The organism is Alteriqipengyuania lutimaris (assembly GCF_003363135.1).
Lineage (GTDB): Bacteria > Pseudomonadota > Alphaproteobacteria > Sphingomonadales > Sphingomonadaceae > Alteriqipengyuania > Alteriqipengyuania lutimaris.
In genome coordinates this window covers 1,048,783-1,064,224 of record NZ_QRBB01000001.1, presented here as the reverse complement: position 1 = coordinate 1,064,224, position 15,442 = coordinate 1,048,783, and the positions used below count along the sequence as shown (strand labels likewise).

Here is a 15,442-nt window from a genome sequence, read left to right as displayed (position 1 = left end):
GCTAGCGGTTGCCGCGTTCGAAATATTCCTGCTGGTAGAGGAAGCGCGCGGGCACCGGATTGCCCGCACGATCGCGCGCGGGTTCGAATCTGATCTGGTCGTAGGCAAGTTCGCAGACCTTGGCATCGCTCGCGGGAAAACCGCTCGAGCGATAGATGCGGCAGCCGGTCACGCGGCCTTGCGCCGACACGTCGAGGCTCACGATCGTGCGCGTGCCCACCCGCGCCTCGCGCCCGCCGGGTGGGATCGGAAAGGCGGAGACGTCGCTGATCGAGCGGGTCAGGCTCGGCTGCGTAGCAACGCCGCCGCCTCCGCCGCCCTGCCCTTCGCCGCCCGCGCCCGTGCCCGTCCCCTGGCCCTGTGCGCCCGTGCCATCGCCGCTGTCGGCGGCGCCCGACTGGTTGGCACTGCCGGTCGAGGGCGCGCGCGGTGCGGCGCTGCGGCTGGGCAGCGGGATCGGCGGCTCGGGCGCGGAGACGGCGCGCGCCGTGGAGCGTTCGCCCGGATCGCCCTCTTCCCCCGCAGCATCCTCGGGCGGGCCTGCCGCCTGCGCAGGCGCAGCCTCCTGTGTCGGGGTGGGCGTGGGCGATGGCGGCGGCCGGGGCCTATCGACATCGAAGGCGGAAATCTGCGGGCCGATCGCCTCGCTCACCAGATCGGGCGCGAGCGCCCGGATCAGGCCGTAGAACAGCAGGACATGGAGCAGCACGATCGCGGCGAGCACCGGCACGCTCGGCCGGGTCGTGGCATCCGAAAATCCGCGGGAGTCGTCCATGGAGGAAAAACTCCGCGCCCCGCGCCGCGTTCCGCCAACGAAAAACGGCGGCCTCCCGATGGGAGACCGCCGCCTTTCCTTTTCGGCTGTCGAGCCGCTGCGAACTAGAATTCGTAGCGGACGCCGAACTGGATGCGCCAGAGCGATCCGCCGATCGAGAGATCCTCGTCATCATTGGGGTCGAAATTGCCGATGATGTACCGGCCTTCCGAGTCGACCGGGGCGCCGCCGTTGACGCCGGAAATGCCCGCATCCGCCACCGACACCAGTCCGAAGAAGTCGCGGTTGCGCAGAACGTTGGCGTCTTCGTCGATCAGGTTCAGGAAATTGTCGAAGTCGGCGAACAATTCGATCCTGTCGTTGCTGAGGCCGAACAGGCGACCGGGACCAGGGATTTCCTGGCTCACACGAATGTCGAGATCGTAATACCAGTCACCCGTACAGGTGTTCTTCTCGATCGTCCGGCCCGCATAATCGCGCGCGCAGTTCAAACCGCTCGTATAGTCGACCAGCGACTGGACGGCAGCTGCGTTCGAAAGCGGCGAGATGTTGGGGTCGCCCGCACCGGTCGGGATGTAGAGCAACTGGTTGCCCGAACCCGACGAGGAGTCCGCGAAGTCGCCCGAGCCGGCGAAGGTCAGGCTGTACGGGCTACCCGCACGTGCCTGGAAGAACAGGCCGATGCTCGATGCGAGATCGTCCACGAACTCCTCGCGCCAGTTGAGCGCGGCGGTGATGTTGTGGCGGGTTTCGAACACCGAACGGCCCGCGACCGGATCCTGCAGATCGAACACCGCGTTGAGGTCGAAGTTCGACGTCGCCGTCGAGCTGCGGAAGTTGCGGCGGTCGTCGGCATCGCTGAACGCATAGCCCAGGTTGAACAGGATCGAGCCACCCGGGGTGATCGGGCCCTGGAACCGCTTGCTCAGCACCGCCGAAGCCACGTGGCTGTCATACCCGCCGGTGTTGGTCAGCTGGATTTCATCGTCGCGGCCGGTGCTGAAGCACGGAGCATTGACGTTGATGTAGGTCGGCGGGGTGCCGCCTTGGCCAACCAGTTCAGCGGTACAACCGGCCACGGTCGGATCGATCGCGCGGTAGATCGGGCGACCGTCGATCGTGAAGCCGTTGAGGCCGATCGCCGGGTTCACGGTCTGCGACAGGTCGACCAGGTTGAACGGGTCTTCGAAGCGCGAATAGATGTAGTCGAGACGCAGGTTCCAGTTATCGAAGAACCCGTTGCCGCCGAACGGCCGCAGCGTGGTCTCCAGTCCGGCGTTGAAACGCTGGACGGTCGGTGCCTTCAGGTTCGGATCGGTCGACTGGGTGTCGGCCGTGCCGCGCTCGGCGCTGGTCTGACCTTGCGCGATGACGCAGCCGGGAATGCCGGTGTACTGCCCGTTCTGAACGACGTCGATCTGCCCCTGGGCATTCCGGATCGGGGCGCAGCCAGCGAAGGCCGAGCTGCCCGTGCCGGTGTTGAACCCGTTGTTGGAGAACGCGTTGGAGAAGAACACGGTCGGATCGCCGCCCGCAAACACGCCGAAGCCGGCACGCAGCGTTGTGTTCGACAAGAAGAGGAAATCGCTCGCGTCATAGGTCAGCGCGATACGCGGCAGGATCACCGGGTCGATCACGCTGAACGGCACGCGGTTCGAGTAACCGTAGCGCGACTGGAAATTGGCATTCGCCCCGGGAGCATCGCCATCGTAGAATTCGACGCGGACACCACTCAGCAGGTTGAGACGGTCGGTGACCTGCCAGTCGTCCTGGACATAGGCGGCGAAGATGGTGCGCGTGAACGATGCTGCGGCATTGTTGATGTCGTTGCCCGGTGCGACCGCGGTCACGATGCCGGCCGGATCGTTCGCGGGGTTGCCATCGGTGACGTCGCCGATCTGCGGCAGCGTCGTGACATTGGTGCCGCCCGTGGTCAGGCCCGCTGCCAGATTGTCGAGACCGTCGAAGATCAGCGTGCCGGTCGCATTCTGAGCGAAGAGGTTGAATACCTCCAGCTCGTTGACCTCCATGCCGAGCTTCAGCTCGTGGGCGTCGTTGCGGATCGTCGCCTGAAGCTTGGCCTGGTCGACCTGCTGGAACAGCGCGTTGGCCGTGCGCGAGAAGCCGGGGCCGGCCTGAAGGAAGCCCTGCTCGCCATTGGAGGGGTTGGTGAAGCCGACGACGATCCGCGGGGTCGGGTTCGCCGACTGCGCTTCGCCGCCGCCGACCGGATCCTGAAGGTCGGTAACTTCCGAACGCGACAGGCGGACTTCGGTGCTGAAGCTGTCCGACCAGTCGGAATAGAGGCGCACCGAGCCGTAGTCGGACGTCGTGCCGTTGTTCACAAAGGAATTCAGGCCGGTGAACACCGGGCCACCATTCGCGCTGGTGGTCAGATCGTCATCGCGGATATTGGTTTCCTCCAGCCGCTGGTAGGTCACTTCGAGGCGATGATTGTCGGTGATGTAGGCATCCAGACGACCGAAGAAGCGACGGTCCGACTGGGCGTTGGTCGTCGCGATCGGGCCGGCGTCGATGCCGTAGGTGGACGCGAGAATGTCCGAAAACTGCTGGTAGATTTCGGGAGTCACGAACTCGAGCTCGTTGGCGAAGCCTGCGCCCAGCGGGCCGACTTCCTGCACGTCGCCAAGATCGGTTTCCTCGTAACCGGCGAAGAAGAAAAGGCGATCGGGGATGATCGGACCGCCCAGGGTCGCACCCCAGCGGCGACGGTCGAACTCGGTCGGAGCTAGGTCCTGTCCGGCAACCGAAGAGCCCTGCAGGTCGTCGCTGGTGTAGGTGAAGAAGGCCGAACCGGTGAATTCGTTCGTGCCCGACTTGGTCACGACGTTGATGAGGCAGCCGGTGAACTGGCCGTACTCGACATCGTAGGGCGCGAATTCGATCGAGGTCTGGCGGATCGTGTCGAACGGAATGGGCAGCGAGTTGCGCGCGGCGAAGGGCGTGCCCGAGAGGCCGAAAGTATCGGACTGGACGATGCCGTCGACGGTGAAGGTGTTGTTGCGATCATTCGCGCCGAGGCAGGATACGCGATCGGTTTCGCCGTCCCGCTCCAGCCGGACGCGCGGATCGATGCGGATGTAGTCGCGCACGTCGCGGGTGATCGAGGGGAAGTTCTCCAGCGTCTGGCTGCCGAACGCCTGACCCGGGCCCACCGCGAGCTGCGTCGCATTGGCGCGCTGGCCCGACACGACGATCACGTTGTCGGCGCTACCGGCCGAGCTGGCGAGCTCGAAGGTGTACTGCGTGTTGCCCGAGATGCTGATGTCCTGATCTTCGACCGTCTGGCCTTCGAAGTTCGGCGCGGTCGCGGTGATCGTGTAGGGGCCGCCCGAGACCAGGTTGTTGGCACGGAACGCACCGCCATTGCTGGTCGTCAGTGTACGCGTCTGGCCCGTACGCGTGTCGGTCACGGTCACGGTCGCACCGACGATCGGCGTGCCGTCGGCGTCGGTCACGAAGCCTTCGATCCCCGAGGTGATCTGCTGTGCGGCCAGCGGTGCGGGTGCGATCGCGGCGGCGGAAAGGCTGACAACGCTCGCTGCCAGCAGATACTTGAGCTTCATGGAAAACCCCTTTGAAGACGCTCTAGCGAAAAATTGAGATGTGCGCGGACCGACCCCCCGGGCCGGTTGAGGGCGCCTAACGCTCGATTTGTGACAGGGGAATTACGCAAAACGCCGACCGTGGTGCAATTACTGCAACGACGCACAAAAGTGGCGCAAATCAAGCACCTTAAGGTGTTGCCGCAGTGCAACATAACCCAGCAAAGTGCGATTAGGGCCGCCGCGCGCGCGAAAATGCGGGAACCTAGGCCAGCTTGATCTCGCGCAGACGCTGCATCAGGAAATCATGCGCCAGAATCGGCTCGGGCGCTTCGCTTTCGCGTCCGTTTTCGATGCACGAATCGAGCGGAGCGATCTCGAAGTCGGGCCGGAAGTGGAGGAAGAAGGGCATCGAATAGCGGCTCTTGCGCACCGCTTTGCCCCGCGGGTTGACCACCCGGTGCGTCGTCGAGCGCAGGCGGCCGTTGGTCAGGCGTTCGAGCATGTCGCCGATATTGACCGCCAGCGCGCCGGGGGGCGGGCTGACCGGCAGCCATTCGCCCTTCTTGCTCAGCAGTTCGAGCCCGGCTTCCTCGGCGCCCAGCAGCAGCGTGATCGCATTGATGTCGCCATGCGGCGCGGCGCGGATCGCGCCGTCGGGCGCATCCTCGGGCAGCGGCGGATAGCGCAGCAGGCGCAGCACCGAATTGCCGTCCTCGATCGTCGAATCGAAGAAGTGCCGGTCCTCGCCCAGGTGGATCGCGATCGCGGAGAGGATGCGCCGCCCGCTCGCCTCGAGCGCAAGGAACAGCTCGCGCATGGTCGTCTCGAACGCAGGCACCTCGGCGGGCCACACGTTGGGCTCCATGAATTTCGCCAGCGCGTGGTCGCCCGGCAGATCGCGCCCGACGTGCCAGAACTCCTTCAGGTCGAAGACCTGCGCATCCTTCGCCTGCTCCTGCCCGAAGGGCGTGTAGCCGCGCGCCCCGGCGATCCCTTCGATCTTGTAGGCGCGTTTGGTCTCTTCGGGCAGCGCGAAGAAGGCGCGGCTCGTCTCTTCGGCGCGCGCGATCAGATCGTCCGGCACGCCGTGATCGCGCACGATGCCGAAGCCGTATTCGGCGAAGCTCTCGCCCAGTTCGCGGGCGATGTCTTCCAGCGGGCGGTCGAGCGAGACGGATGCGATATCGGACATGCGAAACCTTTCAGGCCGGGAGGAAGAGCCCGGCGAGCGCCGCGCTCATCAGATTGGCGAGCGATCCGGCGACCAGTGCGCGGATGCCGAGCTTGGCGATGACGGGCCGCTGGTTGGGCGCGAGGCCGCCGGTCACGGCCATCTGGATCGCGATCGAGCTGAAATTGGCGAATCCGCACAGCGCGAAGGTGATGATCGCGCGGGTGCGTTCGGAGATATCGGCCGCTCCGATCTGGCCCAGTTCGATGAAGGCGACGAATTCGTTGAGCACGATCTTGGTACCAAAGAGGCCACCGGCCACGCCCGCATCCTCCCACGGCACGCCGATCAGGAACATGATCGGAGCGAACACGACGCCGAGCAGCTGCTGGAAGGACAGGTCGCCATAGCCGAACCAGCCGCCCACCCAGCCGAGCAGGCCGTTGGCCAGCGCCACCAGCGCGACGAAGGCCAGCACCATCGCACCCACGGCCACGGCCAGCTTCACGCCGGTCTGCGCGCCCTGCGCCGCCGCCTCGATCACATTGGCAGGCCGTTCGCCCTCCTCGAAGGTTTCGGCCATTTCGACCTCATGAGCATGCTCACGCTCGGTGATCGCTGCCGGACCCTCTGCACTGATGCGGCCGCGCGGCAGGGCCAGCTCACCCTCCGCCTCGGGCGAAGCCTCGCCCGTGTCGGGCATGATGATCTTGGCCATCAGGATCCCGCCGGGGGCGGACATGAAGGCCGCGGCGAGCAGGAAGGGCAGGTATTCGTTGCCGAGCAGGCCCGCATAGGCGGCGAGGATCGTGCCTGCGACGCCCGCCATGCCCACGGTCATCAGCGTGAACAGCCGGCTGGGCGCAAGCGCGGCGAGATAGGGGCGCACCACCAGCGGGCTTTCGGACTGGCCGACGAAGATGTTGGCGGCCGATCCCAGCGCCTCGACCTTGCTCACGCCGGTGATGAAGCCGATCGCGCCGCCCAGCCAGCGCACGATCAGCTGCATGATGCCGAGGTGGTAGAGAATTGAGACCAGCGCGGCGAAGAACACGATCACCGGCAGCGCACCGAGCGCGAAGGTGTTCGACAGCGGATTGTCCGCACCGAAGAGGAAGGCGGTGCCGGCATCGGCGTAAGACAGCAGCGCCGCGACTCCGTTGCTCATCTCGCGGATCACCATCCGCCCTCCCGAGGTGCGCAGGATGAGGAAGGCGAGCAGCGCCTGCAGCGCAAAGGCGGACAAGACGACCCGCAAGCGGATCTTGGTCTTTGCGTTGGACAGCAGGAAGGCGAAGGCGAGGATCGCGACGATCCCGAGGAGGCTGGCGATGACGGGCGGCATATGGGCTTTCGGATCGTCCCTTCAGGAAGCCGCCCCCTTCGCCTTTTCGCGAAGGGTAGTCAATTCGTGCGGGTCGAAGCGGTTCCCACGCTCTTCCCTTTTCTTTTGCCGTGCCCGATCATAAGCGGGGGACGATGGATCAGACCGCTTCCGCGCCGCCCCAGGCGATTCCCCGCCCGCTTTTCGTCTATGCCCTGCTTTATGGCGGGATGACCGTGCTGGCGGGTGTGCTCGGCTTCAAGCAGATCGCGCTGCCGCTCGGCTTCACGACGCTGGCGGTCGAAGCGGGAATCCTCGCCTTTCTGATGCTGGTCGCGATTTCGAGCACGCTGGCCCAGCTTTACGGCAGCGGGGTCGCCAACCGGCTGGTCCTGTGGGGATTCGCGCCGCTGGGCCTGTCGATCCTGCTGATCCAGCTGGTCCTCGCCTTCCCGCCCAGCCCGCAGATGCCGGCGGAAAACCTCGCCGCCTTCGAAACCGTGCTGAGCCAGACGGGGCGGATCATGATCGCAGGCCCGATCGCCTATGGCGTATCGCTGTTCCTCAATGTCTGGCTGTTCGAGCGGCTGCGTGGGTCCGGAGAGGGGCACGGCGAGAGGGGGGGCCTGTGGATGATGCTGCGCGGCGGTTTCGCCTCCGCCATCAGCCAGGCGGTCGACACGCTGATCTTCATCACGGTGGCCTTCTACGGCCAGTTCGATATCGTGCCGCTGCTGATAGGGCAGGCGATCGCCAAGGTGGTGCTCAGCTTCGTGTTCGTGCCGCTGATCATCTGGCTGCTGGTGCGGCTCGCCGGTGACGGCCGCAGGGACCTGCTGGCGCGCTAGCCCTCAGGCGCTCAGCGCCTCGACGAAATCGGCCCGCCATTTCTCGACATTGGTGGTCTTGATGACCTCATTCAGTTTCTCCCAGCGCGCCTTGCGCTCGTCCAGAGGCATGTCGATCGCCTCGCGGATCGCCTCGCTCATCTCTTCCATCGAGTGCGGGTTGATGAGGAGCGCGTCGGTCAGCTGCTCCGCCGCGCCCGCGAAGCGCGAGAGGACGAGCACGCCGGGGTCTTCCGGATCCTGCGCGGCGACGTATTCCTTCGCGACAAGGTTCATCCCGTCGCGCAAGGGAGTCACCAGCCCGACATGGGCGGAGCGGTAGATACCGAACAGCTCCTGGCGCGAATAGCCGCGGTTGACGTAGCGGATCGGCACCATGTCCACTTCGGACCGCTCGCCATTGATCTGCCCCGCCTTCTGTTCGAGCGTGTTGCGGATCCGCTGATAGGTGGCGACGTCCTGGCGCGAGGGCGGTGCGATCTGGACGTAGAGCGTCTGCTTCACCCGATCGGGGTAGGTGTCGAAGAACCGCCCCAGCGCGTCGAAGCGTTCGGGCAGGCCTTTGGAATAGTCGAGCCGGTCGACCCCGATGATGACCTTGCGATGGCGCGAGCTCGATCGCATCCGCTGTTCCATCTGGCGCGCATCGCCCGTCGTCCCGCCTTCGAGGAACTCCTCGTAGTCCAGCCCGATGGGGAACGCGGCGACCTTCACCGTGCGGCCGTCGTAGGTGACCGTGCCATCTTCGCCGACCTCGGCCTGCAGTTCCTTGCGGCAATAGCCCAGAAAGCTGTCGACCGATTCCTCGTCCTGGAAACCGATCAGGTCGTAGTCGAGCATGGTCAGCACCAGCCGTTCGTGAAACGGCAGTGCGACCAGCAGGTTGCGCGGCGGCCACGGAATGTGGAGGAAGAAGCCGATCCGGTTCTTGTTGCCGCGTTCGCGCAGTCGGCTGCCGAGCGGCATCAGGTGATAGTCGTGCACCCACACCATGTCCTCGGGATCGATCAGCGGGCCGAGGCTGTCGGCGAAGCGCTGGTTGACCCGTTCGTACCCCTTGCCGAAGCCGCTTTCGTATTCGGCCAGGTCCACCCGGTAGTGGAACAGCGGCCACAGCGTGCGGTTGGCATAGCCGTTGTAATACTCGTCCACATCCTGCGATTCGAGGTCGATCGTCGCGGTGGTGACGCCCTCGTTCTTCTGCATGTTGAGATCGCCGGTGAAGGTGTCGGTTTCCTTGCCCGACCAGCCGAACCAGATTCCCCGCCGCTCTTTCAGGGCAGACCCCAGCGCCACCGCGAGGCCACCCTGGGAACCGGCCGCACCCCGCGCCTTGGGGACGGATACTCGGTTCGACACCACGATCAGTCGGCTCATCTTATGACACTCCATGGTTTGGACAACAGCGTGGCGCAGTTGATGATACCCACCAAAGAGTACGTCTGGGGGAAGTTGCCCCAGAGTTCGCCATTGTTAAAATCGAGGTCTTCGGAGAGCAGGCCCGAACGCGTGCGGTGCGACAGCATCGTCTCGAACAGCTCGCGCGCCTCGTCTTCGCGCCCGGCTAGATGGAGCGCTTCCATCAGCCAGAAGGTGCAGATGTTGAACGCGGTCTCGGGCAGGCCGAAATCGTCCTCCGCATCGTAGCGGAGCATGTGCTCGCCCCGTCTCAACCCGTTCTCGATCGCCTTGAAGGTCAGTTGAAAGCGTTCGTCCTCGGGCTTGAGGAAGCCCAGATCGATCATTTGCAGCAGGCTGGCGTCGAGATGCGTGCCGCCGAGCGAGGAGGCATAGTGCTGCCCTTCCTCGTACCATGCCTCGTCCTCGATCTTCGCGCGGATGATCGCCGCACGTTCGCGCCAGAATTCCGCCTTCTCGGTCTTGCCCAGCCGCTGCGCCACGGTCGCGATGCGCCCGCAGGCGGCCCAGCTCATCAGCACCGAATAGGTGTGGACCTCCTGCCGGGTGCGGAACTCCCACAGGCCCGCATCGGGCTGGTCGTGCATCTTCCACGCCATCTCGCCGACCTGTTCGAGGCTGTCGAAATCGGCCTCCCCCGCCATGCGATAGAGCCGCTGGTCGAAGAAGGCCTGCACCGTCGGCAGCACAATCTGGCCATAGGCGTCGTGCTGCACCTGGCTGAAGGCGGCATTCCCTTTGCGCACCGGCCCCATCCCGCGATAACCCGCGAGGTTCTCGGCAAAACTCTCGGTTAGTTCGGGCTCGCCCATGACCGAATAGAGCGGCTGCACCGCGCCGCCCTTGGCGTTGTCGACGATGTTGCGCAGGTAGGCGAGATACTTCTCCAGCACGTCGAGCGCGCCCAGCCGGTTCAATGCCTGCACGGTGTAATAGGCGTCGCGAATCCAGCAGAAGCGATAGTCCCAGTTGCGCTCGCTCCCCGGCGCCTCGGGGATCGAGGTTGTCAGCGCCGCCACGATCGCGCCGGTTTCCTCGTGCTGGCAGATCTTGAGCGCGATCGCCGCGCGGATCACCGCATCCTGCCATTCCATCGGCGTGGCGAGGCCGCGCACCCAGTGCCGCCAGTAATGATCGGTCAGCTCGAGCATCGTCTCGATCTCGTGGCCGACATTGCCGCCGAAGGGCTCGTCCGGCCCGATGAAGAAATGCAGGTCGCTCTCGACCCGGAAGGTGCGCTTTTCGAGCACATAACCGACCGGCGCGTCGGTGGTCATGCGCAGCGCGTGCTGGCCCGCGAGATAGCGGATATGATTGGTGCCGTTGGTCGTCTCGGCCAGGGCTTCGCCATAGTTCTTCATCGGCGTGCAGTTGACCGTGATCCGCGGCGTTCCCGCCACCGGGCGCACGATGCGCACGAAGGCGACGGGGCGATACATCCGGCCCGACCGGCGGAAGCGGGGCGCGAAGTCGATCACCTCGATCGCGCTGCCGTCTTTCGATTCGAGGCGCGTGGTCAGGATCGCGGTGTTGCGCTGGTAGCTCTGGGTGGCGGAGGCGAAATCCTCCAGCTCGATCCGCCACACGCCCTGGTGCTGGTTATCGCCGTTGAGCAGCGCGCAGAACACGGGATCGCCGTCGACCCGAGGCACGCAGCCCCATAACAGCCCGCCGGTCTCGTCGATCAGCCCGGTGACCTGGCAATTGCCGATGGGCGACAGTTCGAGCGTGCTTTGCGGGATTTGGTTCATTCAAGCTCCAGCCATTGGTGTACCGCTCTCACACCGAACAGGCGAAAGCGGGCTTTTGTTTCCTCTCGGTCGCCGACCACGATGGCGTAGCCGCCCATCGCGTCGACCGCCGCGAAGCCGTCCTCGTCGGTCACGTCGTCGCCGACGAAGATCGGTGTGCCCCCCTTGAAGGGGGTCTGTTCCATGATCGCGCGCACCCCGTCGCCCTTGTTGTCGTCGGTCGTCGAGAGTTCGGCGATCATCTTGCCGTCGCGGAAAAACAGATCGTGCCTGCGTGCCAGATCCTGCGCAAAGGCCTTCACGTCCTCGCCCTTGTCGGGGCAGGCGCGGTAGTGGAAGCCGAGGCCCAGTTCCTTTTCCTCGAGGAACAGGCGCTCATGACGCTGCGCGAAGGCGCGCGCCTCGGCCAGCAGGGCTTCGTCGACCCGGGGCGGCTCCTTGCCCGAGACCGGCGAGCCTTCGGGGCTCTCGATCTCCGCGCCGTGCGATCCGCTGATCACGACCGAGCATTGCGGCAGATGCTTGCGCAGATCGGCCACATAGCGGCCGGTCACGATCGCGAGTCGGCCGTCGAGCCGTTCGGCCAGCCGCATGATCGCGGCTTCGAGATAGTCGGGCACGGTGATCCCGTCGGGCGTCTCGGCAAGGTCGACCAGCGTGCCGTCGAAGTCGAGAAACAGTGAGGGCCGGTCGATATCGCCAAGCGACGGCGGGGGAGCGAGGTCGCTCGAGTTGGATGAGCCTGGGGCCATGGGCCCGCACATAGGACGATGGTGCGGTGCAGCGCAATCGCCAGTGTGTGGTAAAGGCTACCCGCCCTGCCCCTGCATCGCCACGCGCGCCTTCTTGAGCGCATCGGCCTTGAGCTGGTGCACGCGCGGCACGCTGACCCCCAGGACCGCCGCGATCTCGTTCAGGTTCAATTCCTCGATGAAATAGAGCTTGAGGACGACTTGCAGCCGTTCGGGCAATGCGCCGATCGCCTGCGCGAGCACCGTGCTGTCCTCGCTGGCGAGAAGGTTCTGCTCCTGATCGGGCCGCGCGTCGCTGAAGGCGGTGTCGCTGTCCGAATAGCATTCCTCGATCGAGGTCGCGCTGGTCGCGGCGGCGAAGCGCATCGCCTCGTACCGGTCGAGCGGCATTTCCATCGCCTGCGCCATTTCCCTCGCGTCGGGCATGCGGCCCAGCTGCGTGCGCAGCTTCTGTTCGGCCAGATCGCGCTTGCGCGACCAGGATGCAGCACCGCGCGGGCGGTGCGACTGGCCCCGCAGCAGGTCGACCATCGCCCCGCGCACGCGCATCTTGGCATAGGCGGCAAAGCCGTCGTCGCTCGGCCGGTCGTGCCGCTGCGCCGCCTCGGTCAGCGCCATCATGCCCGCCTGCATCAGGTCGTCGACATCGATCGTGGCGCTGCCATGCCCCTCGTAATACCACGCGAGCTTGCGCACGAGCGGCAGGAACTGCGTGACCTTCTGGGACACGCTGGAGCCGTAGGCCTGGCGAACGCTGAAGGAGGACTGGTCTAGCTTCATGCGGCAAGCGCCTCGGGTTGCATGTCTTGCTCTCGATCGGGCGCGGGCAGCTGCGGCTGGCCGCCGTGCTGGGCGTGCGCGGCCTCGTCGCCGATTACCGCGACCACCTCGATCGGCTGGGCGGCGGGCAGTTCGTTGATCGAGAGGACGAGCATGTTGGGCGCGCGCAGCTTGAGCAGGCCGGCCATGGCACGCCGTGCGCGTGGCTGGACCACCAGTGCAGGGGTGATCGCGGCAGGCGGGCGGCTCTGCAACAGCGCCGCTATCCGCTCTCCGATCGAGCGGGCGAGATCGGGCTCGATGACGATTTCGCCGGTGGTGGGATCCTGCATCCCGCCCACGACCATTTCTTCGAGCTGCGCGGCCAGCGTGACGACCGGCAGACGCTCGTCCGGCCCGCAGATATTGCCGACCAGCATCGTGCCCAGGTCGGCGCGCATCAGCTCCACGATCTGCGCCGGATCGGTCGTCCGCTGCGCGGCCTGCGACAGGCTCGAGAACACGCGCACCGAATGGGTGAGCGAAATCCCGTCGGCCAGCAGCGCCTTGAACACGGTGGTGACCGCGGCGAGCGAGAGTGGCTGCGGCGTGATCGTGTCGATGAGCTGCGAATGACGCTCGCGCAGCAGGTCGAGCAGTTCGCGGACCTGATCCGGCCCCAGCAGTTCCGCCGCGCGGCCCGCCAGCAGCTGGTGGACCTGCGTGGCGATGACGCTTTCGGGATCGACCACGAGGTATCCTTCGGCGACGGCCAGATCGCGCGACCCCGCGTCGATCCACTTGGCGTCGCAGCCGAAGCTCGGGTCCTTGGTCGGCTCGCCCTGCAGCACATGCGCGTCGAGCACTTCGCCGGTGTCGATCGCGAGCAGCTTGCCCGCGCGCAGAATGCCCGAACCGACCGGCGCGCCGCCGAGCATTATGCGGTACTGATCGGGCGCGATGTCGAAGCTGTCGGCGATGCGGAACTGCGGCACGACGAAACCGAAGGCCTGGCACATCTGCTTGCGCAGGCCGGTCAGGCGGGCGACGAGCGGGGCGCCTTTCCTGTCGTCTGCGAGCTGGACGAGGCCATAGCCGAGCTGGATCGTCACCAGCGTCTGGTCGGACACCTCGCCGATGGTGATGCGCGAGGGATCGGGCTTTTCCTCAGGTTCGGGCACGAAGATGGCAGCCGCCTGCTCGCGCTTCGAAAGCCCGCGCCACAGCATCAGGGCGCCCGCTGCCAGCGGCAGAAAGATCATCTGCGGCATCGCGGGGATCACGCCGATCGCGGCTAGGATGCAGCCGACCGGCAGCCAGATTTTCGAATCGGCCAGCTGCCCGCCGATCTGGCCGGTCAGGTCGCGCGTGTCGGAGACGCGGGTGACGATCACCGCGGCGGCGATCGACAGCAGCAGCGCGGGGATCGAGGCGACCAGCGCATCGCCCACCGCCAGCGTGACGTACATCGCGCCCGCCTCGCCCGCTGACAGGCCGTGGCTGGCCATGCCGAGGACGAGCCCTGCGAGCACGTTGACGATCAGGATCAGCAGCGCGGCGATCGCATCGCCCTTCACGAACTTGCTGGCACCATCCATCGAACCGTAGAAATCGGCCTCGGTCGCGATCTCGCGGCGGCGGGCCTTGGCTTCGTCGGCGGTCAGCAGGCCGGCGGCGAGATCGGAATCGATCGCCATCTGCTTGCCGGGCAGGGCGTCGAGGGTGAAGCGCGCGGTCACTTCGGACACGCGGCCCGCGCCCTTGGTCACGACGACCATGTTGATGATCGTCAGGATGATGAACACGATCAGTCCGACCGCGAAATTGCCGCCGATGAGGAAGGCGCCGAAGGCCTCGATCACCTTGCCCGCCGCATCGCCGCCCTCGTGCCCGTTGAGGAGCACGATGCGGGTCGAGGCGACGTTCAGGGCGAGGCGCATCAGCGTCGCGAACAAAAGGACCGAGGGGAAGGACGAGAAGTCCAATGGCTTCTGCGCGTTCATCGCGGCCATCAGGATCGAGACCGAGAGCGCGATATTGAGCACGAAGAATAGGTCGAGCATCAGCGCCGGGATCGGCACGACCATCAGGACGATGATCGCGAGGATGCCGGCGGGAAGCGCGAGCGCGGGCGAGATGATGGCGGGCAGCTTCACAGGCCGAACGCCGCGAATTTGCCGTAGGCTTCATCGATGCGCGCGCGGGCACGCCCGCCGATATCGCCGGTGCCGAAGGTCGACCGCAGCGTGTCCGCCATCGAGGGACGCTGAGCAGGCCCTGCGGGTGCCACCGCCGCGGCGGTGCGCGTGGCGCGGCCCGGCATCATGGCCGTGCTGGCGTAGCGCGCCGCAGCGAATTCCTCTGTGATCCCGCCCGCGCCGGGCGCGGAACCGGGCGCGAAAGGCATCGCCCCGCCCCGATCCATCGCATCGGCCACCTTGGTCTGCATCAGGCTCATGACTTCGGCGACCGAGCGTTGCCGGCCCCCGTCGTAGAAGATCGCGCGGTTGGCCGACGCCGCCTTGGGCATCAGCGCGGCTGCCGACTGCCCGGCATCGGTGCGATAGGCGCCGAGGAATTTCTGCGCCCCGCCGAGGCCGAGGAAATGGGCGAGGTACATTTCGGTCGCGTCGGGCTCGCGCCCGAGGAAGCCTTGCAGGCCGTTGGAGTTGTCGCGTGCCAGCTCGGCCGCCATCAGCGCCGAGACATCGGCATCGTAGCGCAGCGAGAGGAGCTGCGAGCGCGTGCCCGCATTGGCGACACCGCCGCCGGGATTGATCTGGTCCGCAGCCCAGCCGAGCCCGTATTTGGAGCCGTGCCGGTCCATCGTGCGCAGCCAGGTCGAATCGATGAACTGGTAGAGGCCGGTCGCGCTGGAGGTGCGCGCCTTGGCATCGGGATCGAGACCCGATTCGAGGCGCGCCTGCGCCAGCAGGTAGTCGAAGTCGACGCCCGTGCTCTGCGAAGCGCGCGCGATCGAGGCGCGCACGTCGGCACTCGTGGCAGAGGCATTCGCGACTGGAGTGCCGGATACTGGACTTGCGGTGGGCACTTGACCTCCCGGATTGAACTAT

11 protein-coding genes are annotated in these 15,442 nt (G+C 66.0%); 1 reads left to right on the top strand and 10 read right to left on the bottom strand.

Going from position 1 to position 15,442, the window contains the following annotated elements:
- Position 1: 1 nt before the first annotated feature.
- From DL238_RS05295 to DL238_RS05280, 4 genes are all read right to left on the bottom strand, one after another.
- Positions 2-775 (bottom strand): TonB family protein, encoded by a 774-nt coding sequence (locus DL238_RS05295; protein WP_115491308.1) that lies wholly within the window; start codon positions 773-775, stop codon positions 2-4.
- 104 nt (positions 776-879) lie between these two features.
- Positions 880-4,362 (bottom strand): TonB-dependent receptor, encoded by a 3,483-nt coding sequence (locus DL238_RS05290; protein ID WP_115491307.1) that lies wholly within the window; start codon positions 4,360-4,362, stop codon positions 880-882.
- Between the two features lie 244 nt (positions 4,363-4,606).
- Complete coding sequence (locus DL238_RS05285) at positions 4,607-5,536, bottom strand: isopenicillin N synthase family dioxygenase (protein WP_115491306.1); 930 nt, start codon at positions 5,534-5,536, stop codon at positions 4,607-4,609.
- 10 nt (positions 5,537-5,546) lie between these two features.
- Positions 5,547-6,860: a NupC/NupG family nucleoside CNT transporter gene (locus DL238_RS05280; RefSeq protein ID WP_115491305.1), complete on the bottom strand. Its 1,314-nt coding sequence runs from the start codon at positions 6,858-6,860 to the stop codon at positions 5,547-5,549.
- A gap of 134 nt (positions 6,861-6,994) precedes the next feature.
- Between DL238_RS05280 and DL238_RS05275 the strand changes: the two genes are divergently transcribed.
- Positions 6,995-7,687, top strand: coding sequence for a queuosine precursor transporter (locus DL238_RS05275; protein WP_115491304.1), 693 nt, complete (start codon positions 6,995-6,997; stop codon positions 7,685-7,687).
- Between the two features lie 3 nt (positions 7,688-7,690).
- On the opposite strand, the gene otsA is transcribed toward DL238_RS05275, so the two are convergent.
- The 6 genes from otsA to DL238_RS05245 are packed head-to-tail and all read right to left on the bottom strand — an operon-like array spanning position 7,691 to position 15,420.
- Positions 7,691-9,064 (bottom strand): alpha,alpha-trehalose-phosphate synthase (UDP-forming), encoded by a 1,374-nt coding sequence (gene otsA, locus DL238_RS05270; RefSeq protein ID WP_115491303.1) that lies wholly within the window; start codon positions 9,062-9,064, stop codon positions 7,691-7,693.
- Entirely contained in the window at positions 9,061-10,857 is a 1,797-nt protein-coding gene (locus tag DL238_RS05265; protein WP_115491302.1) for a glycoside hydrolase family 15 protein, read from the bottom strand. Before DL238_RS05265 ends, otsA begins: the two co-directional genes overlap by 4 nt.
- Entirely contained in the window at positions 10,854-11,609 is a 756-nt protein-coding gene (gene otsB / locus DL238_RS05260; RefSeq protein WP_115491301.1) for a trehalose-phosphatase, read from the bottom strand. The genes DL238_RS05265 and otsB overlap by 4 nt, the downstream gene beginning before the upstream one ends.
- Before the next feature lie 57 nt (positions 11,610-11,666).
- Entirely contained in the window at positions 11,667-12,389 is a 723-nt protein-coding gene (locus DL238_RS05255; RefSeq protein WP_115491300.1) for a sigma-70 family RNA polymerase sigma factor, read from the bottom strand.
- A complete protein-coding gene (locus DL238_RS05250) occupies positions 12,386-14,524 on the bottom strand; it encodes a flagellar biosynthesis protein FlhA (RefSeq protein WP_115491299.1) in 2,139 nt (712 codons plus the stop codon). The genes DL238_RS05255 and DL238_RS05250 overlap by 4 nt, the downstream gene beginning before the upstream one ends.
- Complete coding sequence (locus DL238_RS05245; protein ID WP_234030974.1) at positions 14,521-15,420, bottom strand: transglycosylase SLT domain-containing protein; 900 nt, start codon at positions 15,418-15,420, stop codon at positions 14,521-14,523. The genes DL238_RS05250 and DL238_RS05245 overlap by 4 nt, the downstream gene beginning before the upstream one ends.
- Between the last annotated feature and the right edge of the window lie 22 nt (positions 15,421-15,442).

Bases quoted from the DNA above. Each gene is read 5' to 3' on its own strand.
- DL238_RS05265 (WP_115491302.1), bottom strand. From the start codon at position 10,857: ATGAACCAAATCCCGCAAAGCACGCTCGAACTGTCGCCCATCGGCAAT.
- DL238_RS05280 (WP_115491305.1), bottom strand. From the start codon at position 6,860: ATGCCGCCCGTCATCGCCAGCCTCCTCGGGATCGTCGCGATCCTCGCC.
- DL238_RS05255 (WP_115491300.1), bottom strand. From the start codon at position 12,389: ATGAAGCTAGACCAGTCCTCCTTCAGCGTTCGCCAGGCCTACGGCTCC.
- DL238_RS05295 (WP_115491308.1), bottom strand. From the start codon at position 775: ATGGACGACTCCCGCGGATTTTCGGATGCCACGACCCGGCCGAGCGTG.
- DL238_RS05290 (WP_115491307.1), bottom strand. From the start codon at position 4,362: ATGAAGCTCAAGTATCTGCTGGCAGCGAGCGTTGTCAGCCTTTCCGCC.
- DL238_RS05275 (WP_115491304.1), top strand. From the start codon at position 6,995: ATGGATCAGACCGCTTCCGCGCCGCCCCAGGCGATTCCCCGCCCGCTT.
- otsB (WP_115491301.1), bottom strand. From the start codon at position 11,609: ATGGCCCCAGGCTCATCCAACTCGAGCGACCTCGCTCCCCCGCCGTCG.
- otsA (WP_115491303.1), bottom strand. From the start codon at position 9,064: ATGAGCCGACTGATCGTGGTGTCGAACCGAGTATCCGTCCCCAAGGCG.
- DL238_RS05285 (WP_115491306.1), bottom strand. From the start codon at position 5,536: ATGTCCGATATCGCATCCGTCTCGCTCGACCGCCCGCTGGAAGACATC.